This window comes from Methylobacterium sp. NMS14P (assembly GCF_028583545.1).
In the GTDB taxonomy this organism is placed as follows: Bacteria; Pseudomonadota; Alphaproteobacteria; order Rhizobiales; family Beijerinckiaceae; genus Methylobacterium.
In genome coordinates, this window is record NZ_CP087106.1 from 3,168,280 (window position 1) to 3,190,484 (window position 22,205).

General features: G+C 72.3%; 17 protein-coding genes and 1 tRNA gene. 12 read left to right on the plus strand and 6 right to left on the minus strand.

All coding sequences use genetic code 11. The annotated features are described in order from the left end of the window. The first annotated feature begins 50 nt into the window (after positions 1 to 50). Entirely contained in the window at positions 51 to 1,610 is a 1,560-nt protein-coding gene (crtD, locus tag LOK46_RS15285; protein WP_443192818.1) for a 1-hydroxycarotenoid 3,4-desaturase CrtD, read from the plus strand. Then, positions 1,607 to 2,467 (plus strand): carotenoid 1,2-hydratase, encoded by an 861-nt coding sequence (locus LOK46_RS15290; protein WP_273558440.1) that lies wholly within the window; start codon positions 1,607 to 1,609, stop codon positions 2,465 to 2,467. Before crtD ends, LOK46_RS15290 begins: the two co-directional genes overlap by 4 nt. Here LOK46_RS15290 and LOK46_RS15295 read toward each other — a convergent pair. Further along, complete coding sequence (locus tag LOK46_RS15295; RefSeq protein WP_273558442.1) at positions 2,427 to 3,761, minus strand: glycosyltransferase family 87 protein; 1,335 nt, start codon at positions 3,759 to 3,761, stop codon at positions 2,427 to 2,429. The two genes, LOK46_RS15290 and LOK46_RS15295, sit on opposite strands and share 41 nt — an antisense overlap. Before the next feature lie 148 nt (positions 3,762 to 3,909). Here LOK46_RS15295 and LOK46_RS15300 point away from each other — a divergent pair, with 148 nt between their 5' ends. From LOK46_RS15300 to LOK46_RS15335, 8 genes are read left to right on the plus strand one after another with little or no spacing between them, the layout of a single operon-like run. Further along, entirely contained in the window at positions 3,910 to 5,160 is a 1,251-nt protein-coding gene (locus LOK46_RS15300; RefSeq protein ID WP_273558444.1) for a glycosyltransferase family protein, read from the plus strand. Beyond that, a complete protein-coding gene (locus LOK46_RS15305) occupies positions 5,157 to 6,437 on the plus strand; it encodes a glycosyltransferase family 4 protein (RefSeq protein WP_273558446.1) in 1,281 nt (426 codons plus the stop codon). The genes LOK46_RS15300 and LOK46_RS15305 overlap by 4 nt, the downstream gene beginning before the upstream one ends. Next, the gene (locus LOK46_RS15310) at positions 6,425 to 8,377 is read left to right on the plus strand and encodes a glycosyltransferase (protein WP_273558448.1); all 1,953 of its coding nucleotides are present in this window, start codon (positions 6,425 to 6,427) and stop codon (positions 8,375 to 8,377) included. The genes LOK46_RS15305 and LOK46_RS15310 overlap by 13 nt, the downstream gene beginning before the upstream one ends. Then, positions 8,374 to 10,215, plus strand: a complete 1,842-nt coding sequence (locus LOK46_RS15315; protein ID WP_273558450.1) for an ABC transporter ATP-binding protein — start codon at positions 8,374 to 8,376, stop codon at positions 10,213 to 10,215. The genes LOK46_RS15310 and LOK46_RS15315 overlap by 4 nt, the downstream gene beginning before the upstream one ends. Then, on the plus strand, positions 10,215 to 11,081 hold the full coding sequence (locus tag LOK46_RS15320; RefSeq protein WP_273558452.1) for a hypothetical protein: 867 nt from the start codon (positions 10,215 to 10,217) through the stop codon (positions 11,079 to 11,081). Before LOK46_RS15315 ends, LOK46_RS15320 begins: the two co-directional genes overlap by 1 nt. Further along, positions 11,078 to 13,045, plus strand: coding sequence for an ABC transporter substrate-binding protein (locus LOK46_RS15325; protein WP_273558454.1), 1,968 nt, complete (start codon positions 11,078 to 11,080; stop codon positions 13,043 to 13,045). Before LOK46_RS15320 ends, LOK46_RS15325 begins: the two co-directional genes overlap by 4 nt. Continuing rightward, complete coding sequence (locus LOK46_RS15330) at positions 13,042 to 14,058, plus strand: ABC transporter permease (RefSeq protein WP_273558456.1); 1,017 nt, start codon at positions 13,042 to 13,044, stop codon at positions 14,056 to 14,058. The genes LOK46_RS15325 and LOK46_RS15330 overlap by 4 nt, the downstream gene beginning before the upstream one ends. Before the next feature lie 11 nt (positions 14,059 to 14,069). Then, positions 14,070 to 15,218 carry an ABC transporter permease gene (locus LOK46_RS15335; protein ID WP_273558458.1) on the plus strand — a complete coding sequence of 383 codons (1,149 nt, stop codon included), beginning with the start codon at positions 14,070 to 14,072 and terminating at the stop codon, positions 15,216 to 15,218. Between the two features lie 24 nt (positions 15,219 to 15,242). On the opposite strand, the gene LOK46_RS15340 is transcribed toward LOK46_RS15335, so the two are convergent. Together LOK46_RS15340 and LOK46_RS15345 are read right to left on the minus strand one after the other, a co-directional pair. Next, positions 15,243 to 17,459 (minus strand): sensor histidine kinase, encoded by a 2,217-nt coding sequence (locus tag LOK46_RS15340; protein ID WP_273558460.1) that lies wholly within the window; start codon positions 17,457 to 17,459, stop codon positions 15,243 to 15,245. 55 nt (positions 17,460 to 17,514) lie between these two features. After that, entirely contained in the window at positions 17,515 to 17,856 is a 342-nt protein-coding gene (locus tag LOK46_RS15345; RefSeq protein ID WP_273558462.1) for a SelT/SelW/SelH family protein, read from the minus strand. Between the two features lie 258 nt (positions 17,857 to 18,114). On the opposite strand from LOK46_RS15345, the gene LOK46_RS15350 reads away from it, so the two are divergent. Both LOK46_RS15350 and LOK46_RS15355 read left to right on the plus strand, forming a co-directional pair. Then, positions 18,115 to 18,189 (plus strand) — tRNA-Val (locus tag LOK46_RS15350). Between the two features lie 171 nt (positions 18,190 to 18,360). Continuing rightward, positions 18,361 to 19,893 carry an acyl-CoA carboxylase subunit beta gene (locus LOK46_RS15355; RefSeq protein WP_273558464.1) on the plus strand — a complete coding sequence of 511 codons (1,533 nt, stop codon included), beginning with the start codon at positions 18,361 to 18,363 and terminating at the stop codon, positions 19,891 to 19,893. Between the two features lie 38 nt (positions 19,894 to 19,931). Here LOK46_RS15355 and LOK46_RS15360 read toward each other — a convergent pair whose 3' ends face one another. The 3 genes from LOK46_RS15360 to LOK46_RS15370 all read right to left on the minus strand — a co-directional run bounded on the left by LOK46_RS15360 (position 19,932) and on the right by LOK46_RS15370 (position 22,135). Continuing rightward, on the minus strand, positions 19,932 to 20,393 hold the full coding sequence (locus LOK46_RS15360) for an ABC transporter ATPase (protein ID WP_273558466.1): 462 nt from the start codon (positions 20,391 to 20,393) through the stop codon (positions 19,932 to 19,934). A gap of 86 nt (positions 20,394 to 20,479) precedes the next feature. Beyond that, positions 20,480 to 21,025, minus strand: coding sequence for a tellurite resistance TerB family protein (locus LOK46_RS15365; RefSeq protein ID WP_273564600.1), 546 nt, complete (start codon positions 21,023 to 21,025; stop codon positions 20,480 to 20,482). 189 nt (positions 21,026 to 21,214) lie between these two features. Next, on the minus strand, positions 21,215 to 22,135 hold the full coding sequence (locus tag LOK46_RS15370) for a metallophosphoesterase (protein WP_273558468.1): 921 nt from the start codon (positions 22,133 to 22,135) through the stop codon (positions 21,215 to 21,217). Positions 22,136 to 22,205 lie beyond the last annotated feature (70 nt).

A 22,205-nucleotide genomic window follows, 5' to 3' on the forward strand; every position in this document is an offset into this window, starting at 1 on the left:
GCAACAAGTGTCATTTCTTATTGACACTTTGCGGAGGGGAGATCAATCCCGTGACGGGGGAGTTCGGAGCGGCCGTGGCGCAGGAGCGCGTCGTCGTGATCGGTGCCGGGATCGGCGGCCTCGCCGCCGCCCTCCGGCTCGCCCATGCCGGTCTCGACACGACCGTCCTCGAGCGCGCGCAGGGTCCCGGCGGGAAGATGCGCGCCGTCCCGGTCGGGGGCCGCGCCGTCGAGGCCGGCCCGACCGTCTTCACGATGCGCTGGGTCTTCGAGGAGCTGTTCGCCGAGTGCGGCGCCGAGCTCGGCGACCGGATCGCCCTGGCACCGGCCCGGCTCCTCGCCCGCCACGCCTGGAGCCGCGACGCGCGTCTCGACCTCTTCGCCGATATCGACGCGTCGGCGGCCGCGATCGCGGCCTTCGCGGGACCGCGCGAGGCGGACGGATACCGGCGCTTCTGCGCCCGCTCGGCCGAGGTCTACCGCACCCTCGAAGGGCCCTTCATCCGCGAGGGCCGGACGGGTCCCGCCGGCCTCGCGCAGCGGGTCGGGCTGTCGGGCCTCGGCGATCTCTGGCGGATCCAGCCCTTCACGACGCTCTGGTCGGCCCTGGGCGCGTATTTCCGCGACCCGCGGCTGCTGCAGCTGTTCGGCCGCTACGCCACCTATTGCGGCGCCTCGCCCTTCACGGCACCGGCGACGCTGATGCTCGTCGCCCATGTGGAGCAGGCCGGCGTCTGGACCGTCGCGGGAGGGCTCAGTGGCCTCGCGCGGGCAGTGGCCGATCTGGCCGCCGAGCGGGGCGCGACCGTCCGCTACGGAGCGGAGGTCGCGCGGATCGTCACGGACAGCGGCCGCGTCACCGGGGTGCGCCTGACCGACGGCGCGACGGTGCCCGCCGACTACGTCGTCTGCAACGCGGACTGCGCCGCCCTGGGCGCGGGCCTGCTCGGGCCCGAGACCGCCGCCGCCGGCGAGCGGCTGGCTCCCGGAGAGCGCTCGCTCTCCGCCGTCACGATCTGCGCGGAGGCGGTGCCGGCGGGTTTCCCGCTGGCGCACCACACGGTCTTCTTCTCGCGCGACTACCGGGCCGAGTTCGACACGCTGCTGCGCGCCCGCCGCCTGCCCGACGACCCCACCGTCTACGTCTGTGCCCAGGACCGGGACGCGGCGGGTGCCGCGCCGCAGGGGCCGGAACGTCTGCTCTTGCTCGTCAACGCTCCGGCGGATGGCCGGGAAAGACCCCTCACGCCGCCGGAGACCGAGAGATGCGAGAGGAACATGATCCGCCGGCTGGAGGCCTGCGGGCTCACCCTGGACTTCACGTCGTCGGCGGTCACGACGACGCCGCGGGACTTCGACGCCCTCTTCCCCGGGACGGGCGGAGCCCTCTACGGACGGGCGGCGCAGGGCTGGGCGACGACCTTCAAGCGCGCGGGCGCGCGGACGGCGCTGCCGGGCCTCTATCTCGCGGGGGGCTCGATCCATCCCGGCCCGGGCGTGCCGATGGCGGCGCAGTCGGGGCGGCTGGCAGCGGCAGCGATCCTGGACGACCGCGATTCGATGGCGCGGTCGCGCGGGGCGGCTACGCGTGGTGGTACGTCGATGCGGTGAGCGACGACGGCCGCCAGGGTCTCACGATCATCGCCTTCATCGGCAGCGTGTTCTCGCCCTACTACGCCTGGAGCGCCGAGAAGGACCCCTTCGCCCACTGCGCCATGAACGTGGTGCTCTACGGTGACCGCGGCAGGTTCGCGATGACCGAGCGCCGCGCCGCCAGCCTGTCGCGCAGCGCCGACCACATCGCCGTGGGCCCGAGCGCCATGCACTGGGACGGCACGGCGCTCACGGTGCGGATCGACGAGCGCGGTGCCCCCCTGCCCCGCAGGATCCGCGGCACGGTGCGCCTCGAGCCGCGCGGGTTCACGGCGGGCCCGTTCCATCTCGACCGGGCCGGCCGCCACCGCTGGTGGCCGATGTCGCCGTCCTCGCGGGTCGAGGTGGACTTCGACCAGCCGGACCTCCGCTGGAGCGGCAGCGGCTACTTCGACACCAACGACGGTGACGAGCCTCTGGAGGCCGCGTTCTCGCGATGGACCTGGTGCCGGGCCGATCTGCCGGACGGCGCGGCGATCCTGTACGATGTCCGTCACCGCGACGGCGGCGGCCAGAACCTGTCGCTCCGGTTCTCCGCCGACGGCAGCCGCCGCGAGATCCGGCCGCCGCCCGGCGCGGCGCTTCCGGCGACGCGCTTCTGGCGGATGCCGCGCGAGACCCGCAGCGACGGCGGCCGGTCGCGGGTGCTGGCGACCTACGAGGACACGCCGTTCTACGCCCGCTCGCTGCTCGCCTCGACGCTCGGCGGCGAGCCGGTGCGGGCCATGCACGAGAGCCTGTCGCTCGACCGGTTCCGCAACCCGATGGTGCGGCTCATGCTGCCGTTCCGGATCCCGCGGCCGCTGGCACCGTGAGAGCGCGGGCCTCGACGCCGCCCGCCCCGGATCGCTGCCGGTCCGGGGACAGGCTCCGCGGTCCGGTGCGCCCGGCGATGCAGGCGAACGTCGCGAGGCTCAGCACGAGGCCCAGGGGAAAGCCGGCCATTCCCGCCGCCTCCCGGACGACCGCGAAGAGCGGTACCGCGCAGAGCAGGGCCCGCTCGTACGGACGCAAACCGCCGGCCCGGTGCGCGGCGAGCGCCAGCAGGAGCGCCGCCGGAACGAGCGGCGCCAGGTCGTAGACCGGGAGGTAGGGTGACAGCAGCGGCGCAGAGACGACGAGCGCTGCCGCCCGCAGCGTCGGGTCGCAGGGCCGGCACCACGCGCGGCACGCGAGGCCGAGCGCCAGCGCGGCGACGATTCCCTGCGCCGTCCAGGCGGCGATCATCGAGCCGCCGAGCAGGCGCACCGCGCCGAACGCGCTGGCGTTGAGGTCGAGGCCCGCCGCCGCGTTCCGCAGGATGATCCGGTTCGTATCCCCCAGCGTGCCGAAGAAGCCGATCCACGGCGCGGTCCCGAACAGCGCGAGCGACGCGAGGCAGAGGGCCAGCACCGTCGACACGCAGGCGACCAGACAGTCTCGCCGCCCCGTCACGAGCAGGAGCAGAGGGGCCAGCGCAGCGAAGTGCGGCTTGTAGGCCAGCAGGCCGAAGCAGAGGCCGGCCAGCCACGGGCGACGATCGACGAGCACCGCGCCGAGGGTCAGCAGCGACGCGGTGAACAGGCCGTTCTGGCCGTAGGCGAGGTTGCAGAGCACCAGCGGGTGCGCGAGCACGATCAAGGCCAAGTCCCGCCGGCCGGCCGCCACCCGCATCGCGAGCGCGAACAGGGCGAGGGAGAGCGCGGTCCAGAGCAGGTATGCCGGCTGCAGGTCCAGCAGCGCCATCGCGGCCGCCGGCAGGAGGAACACCGGCGGATAGTGCCAAGCGAAACGGCATTCCTGCCCGCAGGCCGCCTTCAGGTTCGCCAGATGCACCGGCAGGTCGTAGGGCTCCGCTGCTTGCCCCTCCAGCGCCGAACGGCCCGCCACCCAGACCTGGACGAAGTCGTTGCCGAGCGGGTCGCCGTACCAGTTGCGCCGCGGCTCCGGGCCGGTCCCGTAGACCAGAAGGACCATGGCGAGGCCGAACGGGACCAGCACCCAGGCCGCCCGCCTGGCGAACGCGAGCAGACGGGCGTCGCTGCTCAGGAGATCCGCGAGATCTGACCAGAGCGCGGCTGCGCGTGCTGGCGGTGAGCCCGGCGCGCGGGTCTCGATGGGCGCAGGCATGACGGAGGATTTCCGCGTCCGGATTCCGCGACAGCCTAGGCGCGCGCGGTTCCGGGCCCGTTAACAGGAGTGTTTGCGGCCCGGCCCGGCTTGTGCAAGAGGGCGGCGGCTGCGATCCTCGCGCCGTCAAACCGGGGCGATCACATCGATGCGACTGGACGAGGCGTCATCGGCCCCGCGCGTCCTGATCTACAGCCACGATACTTTCGGGCTCGGGCATCTGCGCCGCTCGCGGGCGATCGCCAACGCGATCGTGGCGTGCAATCGCGGCGCCCGGGCGATGATCGTCTCGGGCTCGCCGGTGGTCGACCGCTTCGCCTTCGCACCGGGCGTCCGGACGGTCCGGCTGCCGCCGGTGACCAAGTTCGCCGACGGCGGCTATGCCAGCCTGGACGGCGCGACGCCGCTGGCGCGCACCGTCGAGCAGCGCTCCGCGATCATCGCCCAGGCCAGCGCCGCCTTTCGCCCGGACCTGATAATCGTCGACAAGGAACCGGCCGGCTTCCACGGCGAGCTGCTGCCGGTGCTGGAGCAGGCCGCCGCCCGCGACATCCGCCTCGTCCTGGGCCTGCGCGACGTCCTCGACGACGCCGACCGCCTCGTCCCCGAATGGGAGCGCAAGGGCGCGGCCGAGACCATGGCGCGCTTCTACGACGAGATCTGGGTCTACGGCCTGAGCCGCATCCACGAGCCCCTGGCGGCGCTGCCGATGGAGCCCGAGATGGCCGCCCGCATCGACGGGCGCCTGATCTACACAGGCTATCTCCGCCGGGACCTCCCGGAGCGCCGCGCCGGCCGCGAGGAGCCCCCGATCGCCGACGCCCCGTTCATCCTGGTGACGCCGGGCGGCGGCGGCGACGGGGCCGCCCTGATCGACTGGGTGATCGCCGCCTACGAGGCCGATCCCGCGATCCCGCTGCCCGCGCTCATCGCCTTCGGTCCCTTCCTCGATGCCGGGACCCGGGACGCGTTCGCGGCGCGCATCCGCCGCCTCGGCGACCGGATCGCGGCCATCACCTTCGACAGCGAGATCGAGTTCCTGATGCGCAAGGCCGCCGGCGTCGTCGCCATGGGGGGCTACAACACCTTCTGCGAGATCCTGTCGTTCGACCGCCGGGCGATCCTCGTGCCCCGGACCGAGCCACGGCGGGAGCAGGCGATCCGGGCAGTCGCGGCCGAGCGGCTCGGCCTCGCGCGGGTGCTGATGGAGGCGGAAGGCCGCGCGCCCGCGCGCATGGCGGCGGCGCTCCGCGACCTGCAGGTACAGGACCCGCCGTCGCGGGTGCTGGTGCCGGGTCTGCTCGACGGCCTCGACGCGGTCGCGCGCCGCGTCCGGGCGCTGACCGCCCGCGGCGGCGCGGACGCGGAAGCCCGCCCGTACCTGAAGGCCTACTCGTGAGCGCCAAGCGGGTCGCCGTGGTGCTGAAGGGCTATCCGCGGCTCTCCGAGACCTTCATCGCGCAGGAGTTGCTGGCGCTCGAGCGCTGCGGCCTGGCCCTTGAGATCTGGTCGCTCCGGCGCCCGACCGACCGGGCGCGCCATCCCATGCACGCGCAGATCCGCGCGGACGTCGCCTACCTGCCCGAGTACCTGCGCGACGCGCCGCTGCGGGTGCTCCGCGGCCTGGGCGCGGCGCTCCGGCGGCCGAACCTGCCCGCGCTGCTGGCGCTGTTCGCCCGCGATCTCCGGCGCGACCCGACGGCGTCGCGGCTGCGGCGCCTCGGGCAGGCGCTGGTCCTCGCCCGGGAAGTGCCGGACGAGGTCGCCCATATCCACGTGCATTTCCTGCACACGCCTGCCAGCGTCGCCCGCTACGCCGCGCTCCTGACCGGGCGCCGGTGGAGCTTCTCGGCGCACGCCAAGGACATCTGGACGACGCCCGACTGGGAACTGACCGAGAAGCTGCGCGACGCCGAATGGGGCGTGACCTGCACCCGCGACGGGCTCGTCCGCCTGCAGGGTCTCGCGCCGGGCCGGACGCAGCTCGCCTACCACGGGCTCGACCGCGCGCGCTTTCCCATTCCACCGCCGCCGCGCGAGCCGCGCGACGGGACGGACCCGGACCGCCCCCTCCGGCTCCTCTGCGTCGGCCGGCTCGTCGCCAAGAAGGGGCACGACGACCTTATCGACGCCCTCGCCGCCCTGCCCTCGGACCTGCACTGGCAGCTCGACCTGATCGGCGGCGGCGAGCTGCGCGCGGCCCTGGAGGCGCGGGTCGCGGCCGGCGGCCTCGCGGAGCGGGTCCGTTTCCGCGGCGCGCTGGCGCAGCCCGCGGTGATCGACGCCATGCGCGTGGCCGACCTCTTCGTCCTGCCGACGAAGCCCGCCCCCGGCGGCGACCGCGACGGCCTGCCGAACGTGCTGATGGAGGCCGCGAGCCAGACGCTCCCGATCCTGGCGACCGCCTTCGCCGGCACGCCGGAATTCATCACCGACGGTGTCCACGGCGTCCTGGTCCCGCCCGGCCAGCCGGCGGCGCTCGCCGGGGCCCTCACCCGTCTCGCGGGCGATCCGGGCCACCGTCAGCGGCTCGGCGCGGCGGCCTTGGCCCGGCTCGTGCAGGACTTCTCCGAGGAAACGGCGATCGCGCTGATCGCCGGCCGGCTGCGCGCCTCCGCGGGTCTGCCGCAGGGCGACGCTGCCCACGAACCGGAGCTGTCCGCGTGCGCGTCCTGATCGCGGTCACGCATCTGCTCGGCGCGGGGCACCTCACCCGCGCGGCCGCCCTCGCCCGCGCCTTCGCGGCGGCCGGCCACGAGACGGTGCTGGTCTCGGGCGGCGTCCCGGCGCCGATGGTCCGCCCGGACGGCCTGCGCCTCGTGCAGCTGCCGCCGCTCCGCATCGCCGGCACGGACTTCTCCACCCTGCTGGACGCCGACGGACACGCGGCCGGACCGGCGCTGCTCGAGCGCCGCCGCGCCCTCATGGTCGAGGCTCTGGCAGACTTCGAGCCGGACGCGGTCGTCACCGAGCTGTTCCCGTTCGGCCGGCGCGCGCTGGCACCCGAGTTCATGGCGTTGGTGGAGGCGGCTCGCGCCCGCCGGCCGCGCCCGCTCGTCCTCGCCTCCGTGCGCGACGTCCTCGTGGCCTCGACGAAGCCGCAGCGCGTCGCCGAATCGCACGCGCGGGTGGCGCACCTCTACGACGCCGTGCTGGTGCACGGCGATCCGGCCCTCATCCCCCTCGAGGCCTCGTGGCCCCTCGACGCGCCGACCGCCGCGAAGGTCCGCTACACCGGCTACGTGGACGACGGGACCGCGCCCGCGCCGGCCTCGCACCGCTGCAGCGTGCTGGTCGCCGCCGGATCCGGGCCGGCGGGAGTGGTCCTGCTGCGCGCGGCCGCCGATGCGGCACGGCAGTGGCCGGATCTCGGCTGGCGGATCCTGGCCGGCCACGGCGTGCCCGAGGCAGCGCTGTCCGAGATCGGCCGCGGCCTCGCGCCCGGCATCCTCGGCCGCGCCCGGCCCGATTACCGCGCCCTCCTGGCCGGCTCCGCCCTCTCGGTCAGCCAGTGCGGCTACAACACGGCCGTGGATCTCCTCGCCACCGGCACACCCGCCGTCCTCGTGCCCTTCGAGGCCGGCGGCGAGACCGAGCAGCGCCTGCGTGCCGAGCGCCTCGCCGCCCGGGGCCTCGCCCGGGTGCTGCCGGAGTCAGAGCTGACGCCCGGGACCCTGGTGCAGGCCATCGCGGCGCAGGGCGCCCTCCCCGCGCCCGGGGCCCACCGGATCGATCTGGGCGGTGCCGCGCGCTCGGTCGCGCTGGTCGAGACCCTGCACGAGGGTGAGCGAAGGCGCCGCGGTCGAAGCCTGTCGGCGGATCCGGCCTTCGATTCTGTACACCGCGCGCTCGACGCGGTGGCGGCGCGGGGCCGGCGCGTTCGGCTGTTCTGGCGCGACGACGACGCGGTCGCGGGCGGTCCGGACCTCGACCGCCTCATCGGTCTCGCCGAGCACCATGGCGTCCCGCTGCTCCTCGCCGCCATTCCGGCCGGCATCGAGGCCTCGCTGCCGCGGCGGCTCGAAGCGGCTGTCGGCGTATCCGTCGCCGTCCACGGCCTCGCCCATCACAACCACGCCCCGTCGGGCGAGAAGCGGGCGGAGTTCGGCGCGCACCGACCCCTCGACAGCCTGATCGCCGACGCCGCTGCCGGCCTGCAAATCGCCCGGCAGCGGCTGCCGGCGGCGTCGCTGCTGCCGGTCTTCGTGCCGCCGTGGAACCGCGTCGCGCCGGATCTCACCGCCGCCCTGCCGGATCTCGGCTATCGCGGCCTCTCGGCCGTGCCGGGTCCGTCGATCCCGGGTCTGCGCCGCCTCGACGCCACCCTCGACCCGATCGACTGGCGGGGCTCCCGGTCCCTGAGCGATCCGGAAGCTCTGCTGCGCGACCTCGTCGCCGACATCACCCGCGCGCCGGAGCGGCCGCTGGGCCTCCTCACCCATCACCGCGTCCACGACGAGGCCGTCTGGGGCTTCGTCCGCGCGCTGGTGGCGAACCTCCTGGGGCATCCCGCGATACAGGTCGTGGATCTTCGGGAACACTTCGCCGCGCCCGCGATGGACATGTCGGCGACGGCATCTAAGTCTCAGGTCTCACAGATCGCGAGGACGGGTTGAGCCCGCTATTGTCCATCCGCGACCTCGCGGTCGCGTTCCGCACGGAGAGCGGTCCGTTCGAGGCGCTGCACGGCCTGTCCCTCGACGTGCACCGCGGCCGCACCCTCGCCCTCGTCGGCGAGTCCGGCTCGGGCAAGTCGGTGACCGCCCAGGCGATCCTGCGGATCCTGCCGCCCGCCGCGGCCATCACCCGCGGCCAGATCCTGTTCCGGGACGGCGAGACCGAGACCGACATCGCGCGTCTCGCGTCCGAGGGAGAGGCGATGCGGGCGATCCGCGGCCAGCGCATCTCCATGATCTTCCAGGAGCCGATGACCTGCCTGTCACCGCTCCACACGGTGGGCGACCAGATCGGCGAGGCGCTGCGGATCCATACCGGGGCGGACCGCAAGGAGGCCGATGCCCGGACCGAGGAGGCTCTGGCCCGGGTCGGCTTCCCCGACCCGCACCGCGCCTTGCGGACCTACCCGTTCGAGCTGTCCGGCGGCCTTCGCCAGCGCGCCATGATCGCCATGGCGCTGATCCTGAAACCCGCGCTCTTGGTCGCGGACGAGCCGACCACCGCCCTCGACGTCACCACCCAGGCTCAGATCCTCGCCCTGCTGGCCCGGCTCCAGGAGGAGACCGGCATGGCGATCCTGCTAATCACCCACGATCTCGGCGTGGTCGCCAACATCGCCCACGACGTGGCCGTCCTCTACCGCGGCCGCCTCGTGGAGGCGGGCCCGCGCGATACGGTGATGCGCGCGCCGGGCCACGCCTATCTCCGCGCGCTTCTCCACGCGGTGCCGCGCTTCGACATGGCGCCCGGCGAGCGGTTGACGCCGATCCGCCCGGCCAAGGCCGAGATCCCGCCCGGCCAGACTCCCGCGCCGCTGGCCGGCCCGATCCTCCAGGTGGAGGGTGTGAGCAAGAGCTTCACGCTGCGCGCCGGTCGGCTGTGGCAGAAGCCGCGGATCGTCCACGCCGTGTCCGACGTCTCCTTGAGCCTCGCGGCGGGCCAGACGCTGGGGCTCGTGGGCGAGTCCGGGTCGGGCAAGACCACGGTCTCGAAGATGATCATGCGGGCGCTCCGGCCGGATTCCGGGCGGATCCTGTTCGACGACGGCAGCGGCCCGCGCGACGTCCACGCCCTGAGCGGCGACGCCCTCTTCGCCTACCGCCGCACGGTTCAGTTCGTGTTCCAGGATCCCTACGCGTCCCTCGATCCGCGCATGACCGTCCGGCAGATCCTGTCGGAGCCGATGGAGATCCACGGCGTCCCGGCGGCGGAGCGCCGGGAGCGCTGCCGCGCCCTGATGGCCATGGTCGGCCTGGAGCCCGGCGTTCTCGGCCGCTACCCGCACGCCTTCTCCGGCGGGCAGCGGCAGCGCATCGGCATCGCCCGGGCCCTCGCCGCGAAGCCGCGGCTGCTGGTGCTCGACGAGCCGGTCTCGGCCCTCGACGTGTCGGTCCAGGCGCAGATCTTGAATCTGCTCAAGGATCTTCAGGCCGCCCTGGGCCTCTCCTACCTCATCGTTTCCCACAATCTGGCAGTGATCGACTACATGGCGGACACCATCAGCGTGATGTGCCGGGGCCGCATCGTCGAGGAGGCGCCTCGCGCGGCCCTGTTCCGCCGGCCCGTCCATCCCTACACGCGGGCGCTGCTCGCCGCCGTGCCCGATCCGAGCCTGGACCATCCCCTCGATTTCGCGGCCGTCGCCGCCGACCGCAACGACCCGACCCGCTGGGAGGAGCCCTTCCGCCTGGCCCCGGACGAGGCCGGCGCGATGCGCCCGGTCGAGGCCGGACACCGAGTGCGCTTCGGCGCCGCCCACAGGGCGGAGGCCGCGTGATGCAGGCCCGGCCGCCCGTGATGCTGGAGCGCCTGCGCCGCAAGGTGCTGTCGCCGCTCTTCGACCGCCTCGGCTACGACCTCGTCCCGGCCGCTCCCGACTGGAGTCACCGGCCGACCTCGCCGCGCGAAGTCGCCACCCTGCTCGAATCGGCCGCCGCGATCCTGGACCGCGATCTCGCCGCCGCGGGCCTCGTCCCCGACGGCGACGTGCTCGAGCAGGTCCGGGCGTTCTGGGCGCTGATACCCACCGCCCCCGTGCGGCAGCGGCGCGGCGGCAGCGGCTTCAACGGCGCGCTGCAGCTCTACGTCGCCATGCGGGCGCTGAAGCCCGACTTCGTGATCGAATCGGGCGTCTTCCGCGGGCTCACGACCTGGGTGATCCGGCAGGCCCGCCCGCAGGCGCAGGTCTTCTGCCACGATCCGGACCTGTCGGGCCTGCAGTACCGCGACCGGCAGGCGCGCTACAGCACCGCGGATTGGTCGACCGCCGACTGGTCCGTGCTCGACCCGGCGCGGACGGTCGCGTTCTTCGACGACCACGTCGCCCAGGGCCGGCGGGTCGTGGAGGCGCGGGCCCGCGGGCTGACCCGGCTGCTGTTCGACGACGACGCGGCCGGGCACCGGATCCACGCCCATGGCGGCCCCGCGCATCCGACCATCGCGATGATCACCGGGCCCGAGCGCAGCCCGGAGCCGATCCGCTGGACGCGGAACGGCCGCCACTTCGAGCAGCCGGGCGACGACGCCCTGGTGCAGCAGGCCGCCGGGCTGATCGCCCGGTCCCACGCCTTCGACGACCTGCACAGGGCGACCGGCTACTCGCCCGCGCGGCTCACCTCCGTGACGCTGCGGGGCAGCCCATGAAGGCCTGGGATCTCGGGAGCGCCGCCCCGTCCGCGTTCCCGCGCAGCGACGCAGGGGACGGCGCCGTGTCCCGCCGCGCGCTCCTCGCCGGGCTCGGCGCCGCGGCGGTCTGGTCGCGCGCGCCGTCGCGGGCCTTCGCCGACACCCCGCCGACCGAGGCGCCCGGGCCGCCGACCGCGCCCTACGTGGCCGACCTCGCGGCCCACGGACGCCGCCTCGGCAGCGCGGGCGGCACGATCCGGACTCTGATCGCCAAGGCGCGGGACGTCCGCTACCTGTCGGTCTACGGCTACACCCGCCTCGTCGGCTACGATGCCGACCTCAACCTGCGGCCCGACGTGCTGGAGCGCGTCGACGTCGAGGGCGGCCGCTTCACCTTCACGCTCCGCCAGGGCCATCGATGGTCGGACGGGCACCCGTTCACCGCGGAGGATTTCCGCTACTACTGGGAGGACGTCGCCAACGAGAAGGCGCTGAGCCCCGACGGGCCGCCGGCCTTCTTCCGCGTGGACGACAAGCTGCCGACCGTCGAGTTCCTCGATGCGGTCACCGTCCGCTACACCTGGGACCGGCCGAACCCGATGTTCCTGCCGGCCCTGGCGGCGCCGCGCGACCCGCTGATCTACCGGCCGTCGCACTATCTCAAGCCGTACCACGCTCGCTACATCGGGAAGGATGCGGCCGACGCGAAGGCCAAGGCGCTGAAGCTCCGCAGCTGGGCCGCCCTGCACAATCGCCTCGACGACAATTACGAGCTCAATAACCCGGACTGCCCGACCCTCCAGGGCTGGGTGCCGCGGACCCGCTCGCCGGCCACCCGGTTCCGGTTCGAGCGCAACCGCAGCTATCACCGGGTCGACACGGCCGGCACGCAGCTGCCCTACGTCGACACTATCGTGATGGACGTGGCCTCGCAGGGGCTCCTCGTCGCCAAGACCAATGCCGGCGAGGCGGACCTGATGTTCCGCGGCCTGATGATGCCCGACATCCCGAGCCTCAAGGAGGGTGAGGCGGCGCACCGCTACCGCACCAACCTGTGGCCCGTGGCCCGCGGCTCGGAGATCGCGCTCTACCCGAACCTGACCACGACCGATCCGGCGTGGCGGCAGCTCAACCGCGACGCGCGTTACCGGCACGCCCTGTCGCTCGCCATCGATCGGCGGACCCTGAACAACACGCTCCTGTTCGGCCTGGGCACCGAGGGCAACGACACGATCGTGCCGGAGAGCGCACTGTTCGAGCCCGCGATGCGGACCCTCAACGCCGCCTACGACCCGGCCCAGGCCGCCAAGCTGCTGGACGAGATCGGGCTCACGGCCCGCGACGGGTCCGGCACCCGGCTGCTGCCGGGCGGGCGGGCGCTGGAGCTGGTGGTGGAGAGCGACGGCGAGGCCGAGATGGTCCTCGACGCGCTTCTGCTCATCACGGAGTTCTGGCGCGAGGTCGGGATCCGCCTGATCACCAAGCCGCAGGAGCGCACGAACCTGCACCGGCGCTCGATCGCGGGCGTGACCGTCATGGTCGCTGCCCAGGGCCTCGACCTCGCCGTCCCGACCGCGATCATGCCGCCGACGGAGCTGAGCCCGGCCCAGCCGGAGCACTATTCCTGGCCCTTGTGGAGCATGAACGTCGAGAGCCGGGGCAAGAGCGGCGAGCCCTGCGACGTCCCGGAGGTTCAGCGTCTCATCGCGCTGGACCGGGAGTGGCGCCACACCGACGATGCCGGCCGGCAGGCCGCGATCTGGCGCGAGATGCTGATGAACCACGCGCGCAACACCTGGGTGATCGGCACGGTGGCGGGCGCGCTCCAGCCGGTGGTCGGCGCCGATCGCCTGATCAACCTGCCGAAGCGCGCCCTCTATTCCTGGGAACCCACCGCGATGATCGGCGTGCAGCGCATCGACGAGCTGTTCTGGGACAGGGGCGCCGAGACCGGCGCCGACAAGCGCGCGGAGGTCCGGTGATCGCCCAGATCCTTCGCCGCGTCGTCACCATGGCGGTGACGCTTCTGGTCATCTCGGCCCTCGTCTTCGTGATCATCAAGCTGCCGCCAGGCGACTACCTGACCAACCGGATCATGGAGCTGCGGGCCACCGGCGACGCGAGTTCCGTGGCGAAGGCCGAGTTGCTCATCAAGCAGTACGGGCTCGACCGGCCGGTCTGGCAGCAATACCTGATGTGGATCGGCGTGCTGCCCGGATCGATCGGGTTCTCGGGGCTGCTGCAGGGCGACTGGGGTTGGTCGTTCGAGTACGACAAGCCGGTGGCGGACGTGGTCGGCGACGCCCTGTGGCTCACCCTCCTGATCAACCTGACGGCGGTGGTGTTCGTCCACCTCGTGGCGATCCCGGCGGCGATCTACTCCGCCACGCACCGCAACACGTTCGGCGACGCCGTCGTCACCCTGCTGGGCTATGTCGGCCTCGCGGTGCCGGGCTTCCTGCTCGCCCTGATCCTGCTGTTCTACGCCAACCGCTGGTTCGGGCTGTCGATCGGCGGCCTCTACGACTCGGCCCTCACCAACCAGCCCTGGACCTGGGAGAAGGTCCGCTCGCTCATGGCGCACCTGATCGTGCCGACGCTGGTCATCGGCCTCGGCGGGACCGCGGCCATGATCCGCCGGATGCGCGCCAACCTGCTGGACGAGCTGGCCAAGCCCTACACGGTCACCGCCCGCGCCAAGGGCCTGCCGCCCCTGCAGGCACTGCTGAAATACCCGTTCAGGATGTCGCTGAACCCGTTCGTGGCGGATATCGGCAACCTGCTGCCGCACCTCGTCTCGGGGTCGGTGCTGGTCTCCCTGGTGCTCAGCCTTCCGACCGTCGGGCCGCTGCTCCTCGAAGCCCTGCGCAGCCAGGACCAGTTCATGGCCGGCTTCATCCTGATGTTCGTCGCGGCCCTGACCCTGGTCGGCATGCTGATCTCGGACCTGATCCTGGTCTGGCTCGACCCGCGCATCCGCATGGGCCTGCGATGACCCGCCCCGCGATGACCGACGCGCTCCCCGCATCCGGACACTTCGTCGATCCGGCGCCCTTCGAGCCGGAGGCCCGGGCCGAGAGCCCCGTCGCCACGGCTTCCGCGTGGCGGCTGATCCTCCGAAAGTTCCTGCGTCACCGCCTGGCCGTCGCCTCGGCCCTGATCCTGCTCGCGCTCTACGCGACCGTGCCGTTCGTCGAGCAACTCGCGCCCTACGGTCAGGCCCGCAGGAACGGCGATTTCCTCTACGCGCCGCCGCAGGGCGTCCACCTGTTCCACGAGGGCCGATTCGTGGGGCCGTTCGTCTACCCCTACCGGGCCCATCTCGATCTCGACACGTTCCGCCGGGACTACAAGGTGGACGCGGTCGCCCCGCAGCCGCTGCGGTTCCTGTGCCGGGGCGACGGCTACGACTGGCTCGGGCTCGTCCACACCGACCTGCACCTCGTCTGCCCGCCGGAGAACGGCACGCTGTTCCTCCTCGGCACCGACAAGCTCGGGCGCGACCTGTTCTCGCGCATGATCTACGGGGCGCGGATCTCCCTCACCATCGGCCTCGTGGGCGTCGCCATCTCGTTCGCGCTCGGGCTCTTCTTCGGCGGCATCGCGGGCTATTTCGGCGGGATCGTCGATGCCGGGGTCCAGCGGCTGATCGAGGTGGTCCGCTCCCTGCCGGAGCTGCCGCTCTGGCTCGCCCTGTCGGCGGCGCTGCCGCCGAACTGGAGCCCGCTGCTGATCTTCTTCGGCATCACGGTGATCCTCGGCCTGCTCGACTGGCCGGGGCTCGCGCGGGCAGTGCGCGGCAAGCTCCTGGCGCTGCGGGAGGAGGACTTCGTCCAGGCCGCCGAGTTGATGGGCGCCTCGCCGACCCGGGTGATCGGTCGCCACCTGATCCCGAACTTCATGAGTCACCTGATCGCGTCGGCGACTCTGTCGATCCCGACCATGATCCTCGGCGAGACGGCCCTGTCGTTCCTGGGCCTGGGCCTGAGACCGCCGGTGACCAGCTGGGGCGTGCTGCTCAACGAGGCGCAGAATCTCGCGGCTGTGCAGCTCTACCCCTGGCTGCTCCTGCCGGTCCTGCCGGTGCTTGTGACCGTGCTCGCCTTCAACTTCATGGGCGACGGCCTGCGCGACGCGGCCGATCCGTATCACTGACGTGGGTCGCCGCACCGTGCCGGCCTACCCGGCGAGCGGCAGCGGTGCGATCCGCGTCGGGGCGGCGACACCCTTGCGCTCCAAGAGGCCCGGCGGCGGCACCGGGGCGTCGATGGTGCAGACCACGCCGGTCGGCTCGTAGCTCAGCACGACCTCGCCGGCGAGCTCGCGCGCCAGGCTGCGCTCGATCAGGCGCGAGCCGAACCCGGTCCGCGTCGGCTTCTTGACCGGCGGGCCGCCCCGCTCGGACCAGCGGAGCGAGAGCTGCATCTCGTCCAGACGCCGCACCGTCCAGGAGATCTCGACCGTGCCGCCCTCCGTCGAGAGCGCGCCGTACTTCACGGCGTTCGTGCCGAGCTCGTGCAGGGCCATGGCGATGGACAGAGCGAGCCGCGGCGGGAGCCGCAGGGCCGGTCCCTGAACCTGGAACCGCGAGGCCCGGCCCTCGCCGGCCTCAAGCGGCCGGATCGCGTCCGCCACGACGGCGGAGAGTTCCGCGCCCTCCCAGCTCTCCCGGGTCAGGACGTCGTGCACCCGCGCCAGGGCGAGGAGGCGTGCCTCGAAGGCGGCGCGCGCCGCGTCCGCCTCCGCGCCCTCCAGCCCGCGCAGGGACTGGGCCGCGATCGACTGCACCGTCGCCAGGGTGTTCTTCACCCGGTGGTTCAACTCGTGGATCAGGAGCAGGAGGTGCTCCTCGGCGTTCTTCGTGTCGGTGATGTCGATGTTGCAGCCGGTGTAGCCCAGGAAGTTCTGGGCGTCGTCGAGCCGCGGCACGCCCTCGCACTGGAGCCAGCGCACCGCGCCCGTCCGGTCGATTACCCGCGCCTCGGTGCGGAACGGGACCCGGGCCTCGAACGCCTCCGTGAAGGCGCTGCGGAAATTCTCCAGATCGTCGGGATGCACGATCTGATGCCAGCCGTCGTCGTTGAACCGCGCGGCCGGCAGCCCGAACAGGTGCTCGAAGTGGAGGTTGGCGAAGCTGACCGCGCCGATCTCGTCGGTCATCCAGATCAGGGCCGGGGCCGAATCGGCCATGTGCCGGAAGCGCGCCTCGCTCTCGCTCAGCGCGCTCAGGCCGCGCTTGGTCTCGGCCAGCGCCCGGTCGCGCTCCTCCTCTCGGGTGCGCAGCCGCAGCGACGCCTCCGACAGCACGACGCCGAGCCGCTGGATCTCGTGCACCGGCGACGACACGCGCGGGATCGCCTCGCCCCGGGCCAGGGCAGGCCCGGATGCGGCCAGCAACCGGAGGGGTCGTGAGACCCGCGACCAGAGGTTGACCGCCAGGAGCGACGAGGTGGCGAGCACCAGCAGGCCGAATCCCGCGAATGCCCAGATCCAGCGCCGCACCCGCGCGTCGACGAGGGCCTGCGGGATGCTGGTCGCGACCATCCAGCCGGTGAGCCGCGAGCGCGCCTCGATCACCACCACCGGCTTGTGCTGGCGGTCCTGGCCCTCCCACACGCCGGGGGTCGACGACTGCACCTGGCGGAGGCTGGCGAGGCGCTGCTTGCCGACCACCGCCTCGGGATCGGGCAGGCGCGCCAGGACGACGCCGGCCCGGTCACTGATCCCCGTCGTCCAGCCCGGGACGACCTCGCGCGACAGGATTCCCTGCAGGCGGGACAGGGGAACGGTGAAGCTCAGAATGTAGCCGACCTCGCCGTCGACCATCACCGGCACGCCGACCGCGTAGGTGGCATCGCCCGGCATCGGTCCGGGCACGTAGCCGCTCACCATGGCGCGCTGCGTGCCCCGCGTAAGATCCTGATCGAAGGGAAGCGCGACGATCGGCATCGGCGCGCCGCGCGGCACGCCGGTATTCACCACCTCCTGACCGTTGGGCCGGCGCAGGAGCACGTCGAGATCGATCGATTCGCGGACGAGGCGCGCCTGGGCGTCGAACGCCTCGAAGTCGCCCTGCCGAATCCGCGGCGAGGTCGCCAGCGTCTGCAGCACCGACACGAGCCCGGCGGTGTCGCGGTCCAGGGACAGGCCGATGCCGCGCACGTTCTCGCGGGCGTCCTGCTCGAACCGCGCCCGCTCGGCGGAGGCGTAGCGCATCAGCAGGATGCTGGTGAACAGCAGGCCGGGGCCGATCAGCGCGATCACCAGCGCGATCAGGTAGACCTGGGTCGAGAAGCCGTTCCGCCCGAAGCGGTGCAGCCGCCGCGACAGCCACGAACGGCGCGCGGGGATCACCGCGGGGACGCCCGCGCCCTCTGCATGATGGTCCGGACTCAAGCGGGGTCCGTCCCCGGCCCGCGGCGCCCCGCGGGCTCGTCGCCGTTCCCTCGCCTCATGACCGGTCGATATGACCGAGATCGCGCGCCGGGTCGAGGTGGTCGCGCACCCGCTGCTTCAGCGCCTTCACGTCCGGAAACCCGCCGTCGCGCACCCGTTCCCAGAGGAGCGCCGCGCCCAGTTCGATGCGGAAGGTGCCTCCGGTGGCCGGCACGAGGGCGACCTCGCCGAGATCGTCCCGGAACGTCGAGAGGAGTTCCTGCGCCATCCAGGCCGCGCGCAGCAGCCAGTTGCACTGCGTGCAGTAGGTGATCGCGACGCGCGGCCGCCCTGGCCCCGCCGCGCCCTCCGCCGTCACGTCGCTGCCGGGCTTCGCGCCCGCTGGCCCCTCGTGCATCCCTGCACAGCGCACCGGGCCGACGGCCTTGTCAACCTCACGCGCGCACACGCTGGCGGGCCCCGGGCCGGCGTCGGCTGCGCCCGGCCCCGGCGCACCGGGATTCGAGAGCTCTTTCGAGCGCTCGTCCGGTTGCCGCCAAACATCGCCGGCCGCGCTTGACGTCGCGGCCTGCCGCGCTCTAGAAGGCCGGCCACCGGGTCGCGGCGCCCTCGAGGGCGAGCGACGATGGCGTGCGCTCAGGCGACTCGCCGGTACGGACGGTTAGCACAGCGGTAGTGCGTTCCCTTCACACGGGAAAGGTCGCAGGTTCGATCCCTGCACCGTCCACCATTCCCTTCTCCTCCCCCGAACTCCTCCCCCGAAGGTCTGATCCCGGCGCTCCCCGCGTCGGTTTGCCACCCGAAAAGCCCGTGCTAAGGGCGCTCGATCGGTGAACGCATAAGCTTGGACCCGGCCCGATCCGGGTCGCAGGTCACGGGCAGGGGAAGGGCGGGAACAGCCATGAAGGATATCCTCGACAAGCTCGAAGAGCGGCGGGCGCAGGCCCGGCTCGGCGGCGGTGAGAAGCGCGTCGAGGCGCAGCACAAGCGTGGCAAGCTGACGGCGCGCGAGCGGATCGAGCTCCTCCTCGACCACGGGTCGTTCGAAGAGTTCGACATGTTCGTGCAGCATCGCTCCACCGATTTCGGCATGGAGAAGCAGAAGATCCCCGGTGACGGCGTCGTCACCGGCTGGGGCACGATCAACGGCCGCACGGTCTTCCTCTTCTCGAAAGACTTCACGGTGTTCGGCGGCTCCCTCTCGGAGGCGCACGCCCAGAAGATCGTGAAGGTCCAGGACATGGCGCTGAAGATGCGCGCGCCGATCATCGGCATCTTCGATGCCGGCGGCGCGCGCATCCAGGAGGGCGTCGCGGCGCTCGGCGGCTACGGCGAGGTGTTCCGCCGCAACGTCATGGCCTCGGGCGTCATCCCCCAGATCTCGGTGATCATGGGTCCGTGCGCGGGCGGCGACGTCTACTCGCCGGCCATGACCGACTTCATCTTCATGGTCCGCGACACGAGCTACATGTTCGTGACCGGCCCTGACGTGGTGAAGACCGTCACCAACGAGGTCGTGACCGCCGAGGAGCTCGGCGGCGCCAAGGTCCACACGACCAAGTCGTCGATCGCGGACGGTTCCTTCGAGAACGACGTCGAGGCGATCCTCCAGATCCGCCGCCTCCTCGACTTCCTCCCGGCCAACAACATCGACGGCGTGCCGGAGCTCGAGAGCTTCGACGACGTCGACCGGATCGACGCGTCCCTCGACACGTTGATCCCGGACAACCCGAACAAGCCCTACGACATGGGCGAGCTGATCCGCCGCGTGGTGGACGAGGGCGACTTCTTCGAGATCCAGTCCGCCTACGCGCGCAACATCATCACCGGCTTCGGCCGGATCGAGGGCCGCACGGTCGGCTTCGTGGCCAACCAGCCGCTGGTGCTCGCGGGCGTGCTCGATTCGGACGCCTCGCGGAAGGCCGCGCGCTTCGTGCGCTACTGCGACGCCTTCGGCATCCCGATCGTCACCTTCGTGGACGTGCCGGGCTTCCTGCCGGGCACGGCGCAGGAATACGGCGGCCTGATCAAGCACGGTGCCAAGCTGCTCTTCGCCTACTCGCAGGCGACGGTGCCGCTGGTCACGATCATCACCCGCAAGGCCTTCGGCGGCGCCTACGACGTCATGGCGTCGAAGCACGTCGGCGCGGACGTGAACTACGCGTGGCCGACGGCGCAGATCGCCGTAATGGGCGCGAAGGGCGCGGTCGAGATCATCTTCCGGAGCGAGATCGGGGATCCGGAGAAGATCGCGGCGCGCACCGGCGAGTACGAGGACCGGTTCCTCTCGCCCTTCGTGGCGGCCGAGCGCGGCTACATCGACGAGGTGATCATGCCGCACTCGACCCGCCGCCGGATCGCCAAGGCCCTCGGCATGCTCCGCACCAAGAAGATGGAGCAGCCCTGGAAGAAGCACGACAACATCCCGCTCTGAGGCGGGCGCAGGGGCCGGCGGCCGTGTCGCCGCCGGTCTCAGCTGCGGTTGCTGTTCTCGATCACCGCGCACAGCGTCAGGGGGCCCTTGTCGGGCGACACCATCGCCGAACAGGTGACCCGGGCACCGCCGAGGTCGATGTTGCTGTGCCGGAGCTTCGTGGCCGTCGCCTGGGCGCGGTGCGCGGCCTCGGTGATCACGGCGGCATCGATGCCGGTCACCGCGTGCCCAGCCTGGCCGAACAGGTCGTAGTAACTGTCCGGCGGGTTGGCACCGCGAAACTGCGCGCCCACCGACGACAGGTCCGGCGCGCCGCAGGCCAGCGTCAGGGTCATGTCCGGACCGGCCGTGAAGCTGGCGTAATCGCTCCGGCGCTCGGCCGTCTTCGCCGCCGTCTCGGCCCTCACCTTGTCGACGAGCGCGTCGCAGGATTGGGCCCGGGCGGTTCCGAAGCCGGCCGAGAGGGCGGTGAGGACGAGGAGGGGCAGGAACGCGCGCATACCGGCGAGGTAGCGCGGTGTCCCGGAATGGCGAGCGGCGCGGCGTTCCGGCGCGCCCGGCCCCGGCCCGATCCGGATCAGGCGGATTAACCCTGCCCCTGGACCAAGACGGGTTTCTCGCCGACGAGGAGGCGCCGCTTGAGGCGGGCGATGCCCTCGCGCTGCAACTCGCTCGGCGGGGAATGCGCGCTGGCCACCTGCGTCAGCATAGCGATCAGCTCGCCCCGCTCCGCCGGCGTCAGCGCGTCGCGCAGCAGCGGCGCCAGGGCGTCGGCGACCTGCGAGAACGGAAGCCGCGCCCGCGTGTAGCCCCAGGCCCGCTCGAAGGTGGCCGAGATCCGATCCACCTCCAGCGGCGTCTCCATGTATTCGAGAATCCGCGTCTTCTCGCTGGCGGTCAGGGGGCTGCCCGTCCGGACCAGCTGGATCATCAGGATCACCGCCGCCAGGCGCGGGTCGCGGACGCGCTGCAACGGCGTCCCCACGAGGTTCTGGAAGGTCGAGACGGCGCGGCGCTGGAGCCCCTTCGTGTCCCGGTCGACCTCCTGCAGGCCCTTGACGGTTCCGTGCGTCCGCAAGATCCAGAACAGTCCCGCAACGATGATCCCGATGAGGCCGAGCAGGATCGGCATGAGCATCCCCACATCGAATCGACGCGGGACGGTCCCACGCACCTCTCAGTGTGTCAAACTGTCATCAATGCCTGTCGATTACCGACGCGACATGCAGGGTCTCCGGCCCAGGGAAGGAATCCATTGCGCGCGACCGGGATGTACTTCGCCGATGCAAGGATCAGCGGCAAATCTCCGCGAACCCGCCGCTCAGCTGGCGGCCGTGGGCGTGTCCGTCTTTCCGAGTTCGAGGAGGACGATCTCCGGGGGGACGCCCATCCGCACGGGGATCCGGCTCATCCCGAAGCCGCCCGAGACGATCATGTGGCGACCGTCCTGGACGACGTGGCCGTAGGAATAGTCGTGTCCGCGCACCTTTCGGATGGCTGGCGCGTGGCCGAACAGGCGGACCTGCCCGCCGTGAGTGTGCCCGGCTAGGGTCAGCGAGACGCGGTCGGGCACGCTGGCGAAGATGTCGGGTTCGTGGGCCATGAGGATCACGGGCGCCGTATCCGTGATCGCCTGCAAGGTGCGCGGCAGGTCGGCGAGGCTGAACGTGCTCCACGCGTTGAGGAACGGCTGCTGGTCGCCGAGTCCGGCCAGCCAGAACGGCCGCCCGTCCTTCACGAGGCGCACGGCCTGGTTCTCCAGAACCGGGATGCCCTGCGCCTCCAGCAGGCGCCGGACCGCCGGAACGCCGCGGCCGGCCCGCTGGACGGCGTGGTCGTCCCACCAATCGTGGTTGCCGAGGATCGCGTGCGTGCCGAGGGGCGCCTTCAGCTCCGTCATCATCCGGGCGAACCGGTCGAGCGGCAGCTTGCGCCACGCGATGCGCCCGGCCGGGTAGTCGCCGAGCAGCAGGACAAGATCGGGCTCGAGAGCGTTGGTAGCCGCCATGATTTCCGCCACCCGGTCGAACGGCATGTACGGCTCGCAGATGTGGAAATCCGCGAGCACCGCCACCCGCAGGCGCAGCGCCGGATCCCAGCGCGGCAGGGTCGGCGCGTAGGACGTGACCACCAGCCGGTGCAGCGGCTCGACGTCGAAGGCGTAGACGCCCGTCGCGGCGGTGAGGCCGGCGCCCACGCCGAGCCCGGTCAGGAACTGCCGGCGGCTCGGCATGATCAGCATCGCGATAAGACCTGTTGGCTCTGGAACTCGCCGGTGTCCCGCTAAGTGCGCAGTCCGGCGAAAGCGGGGC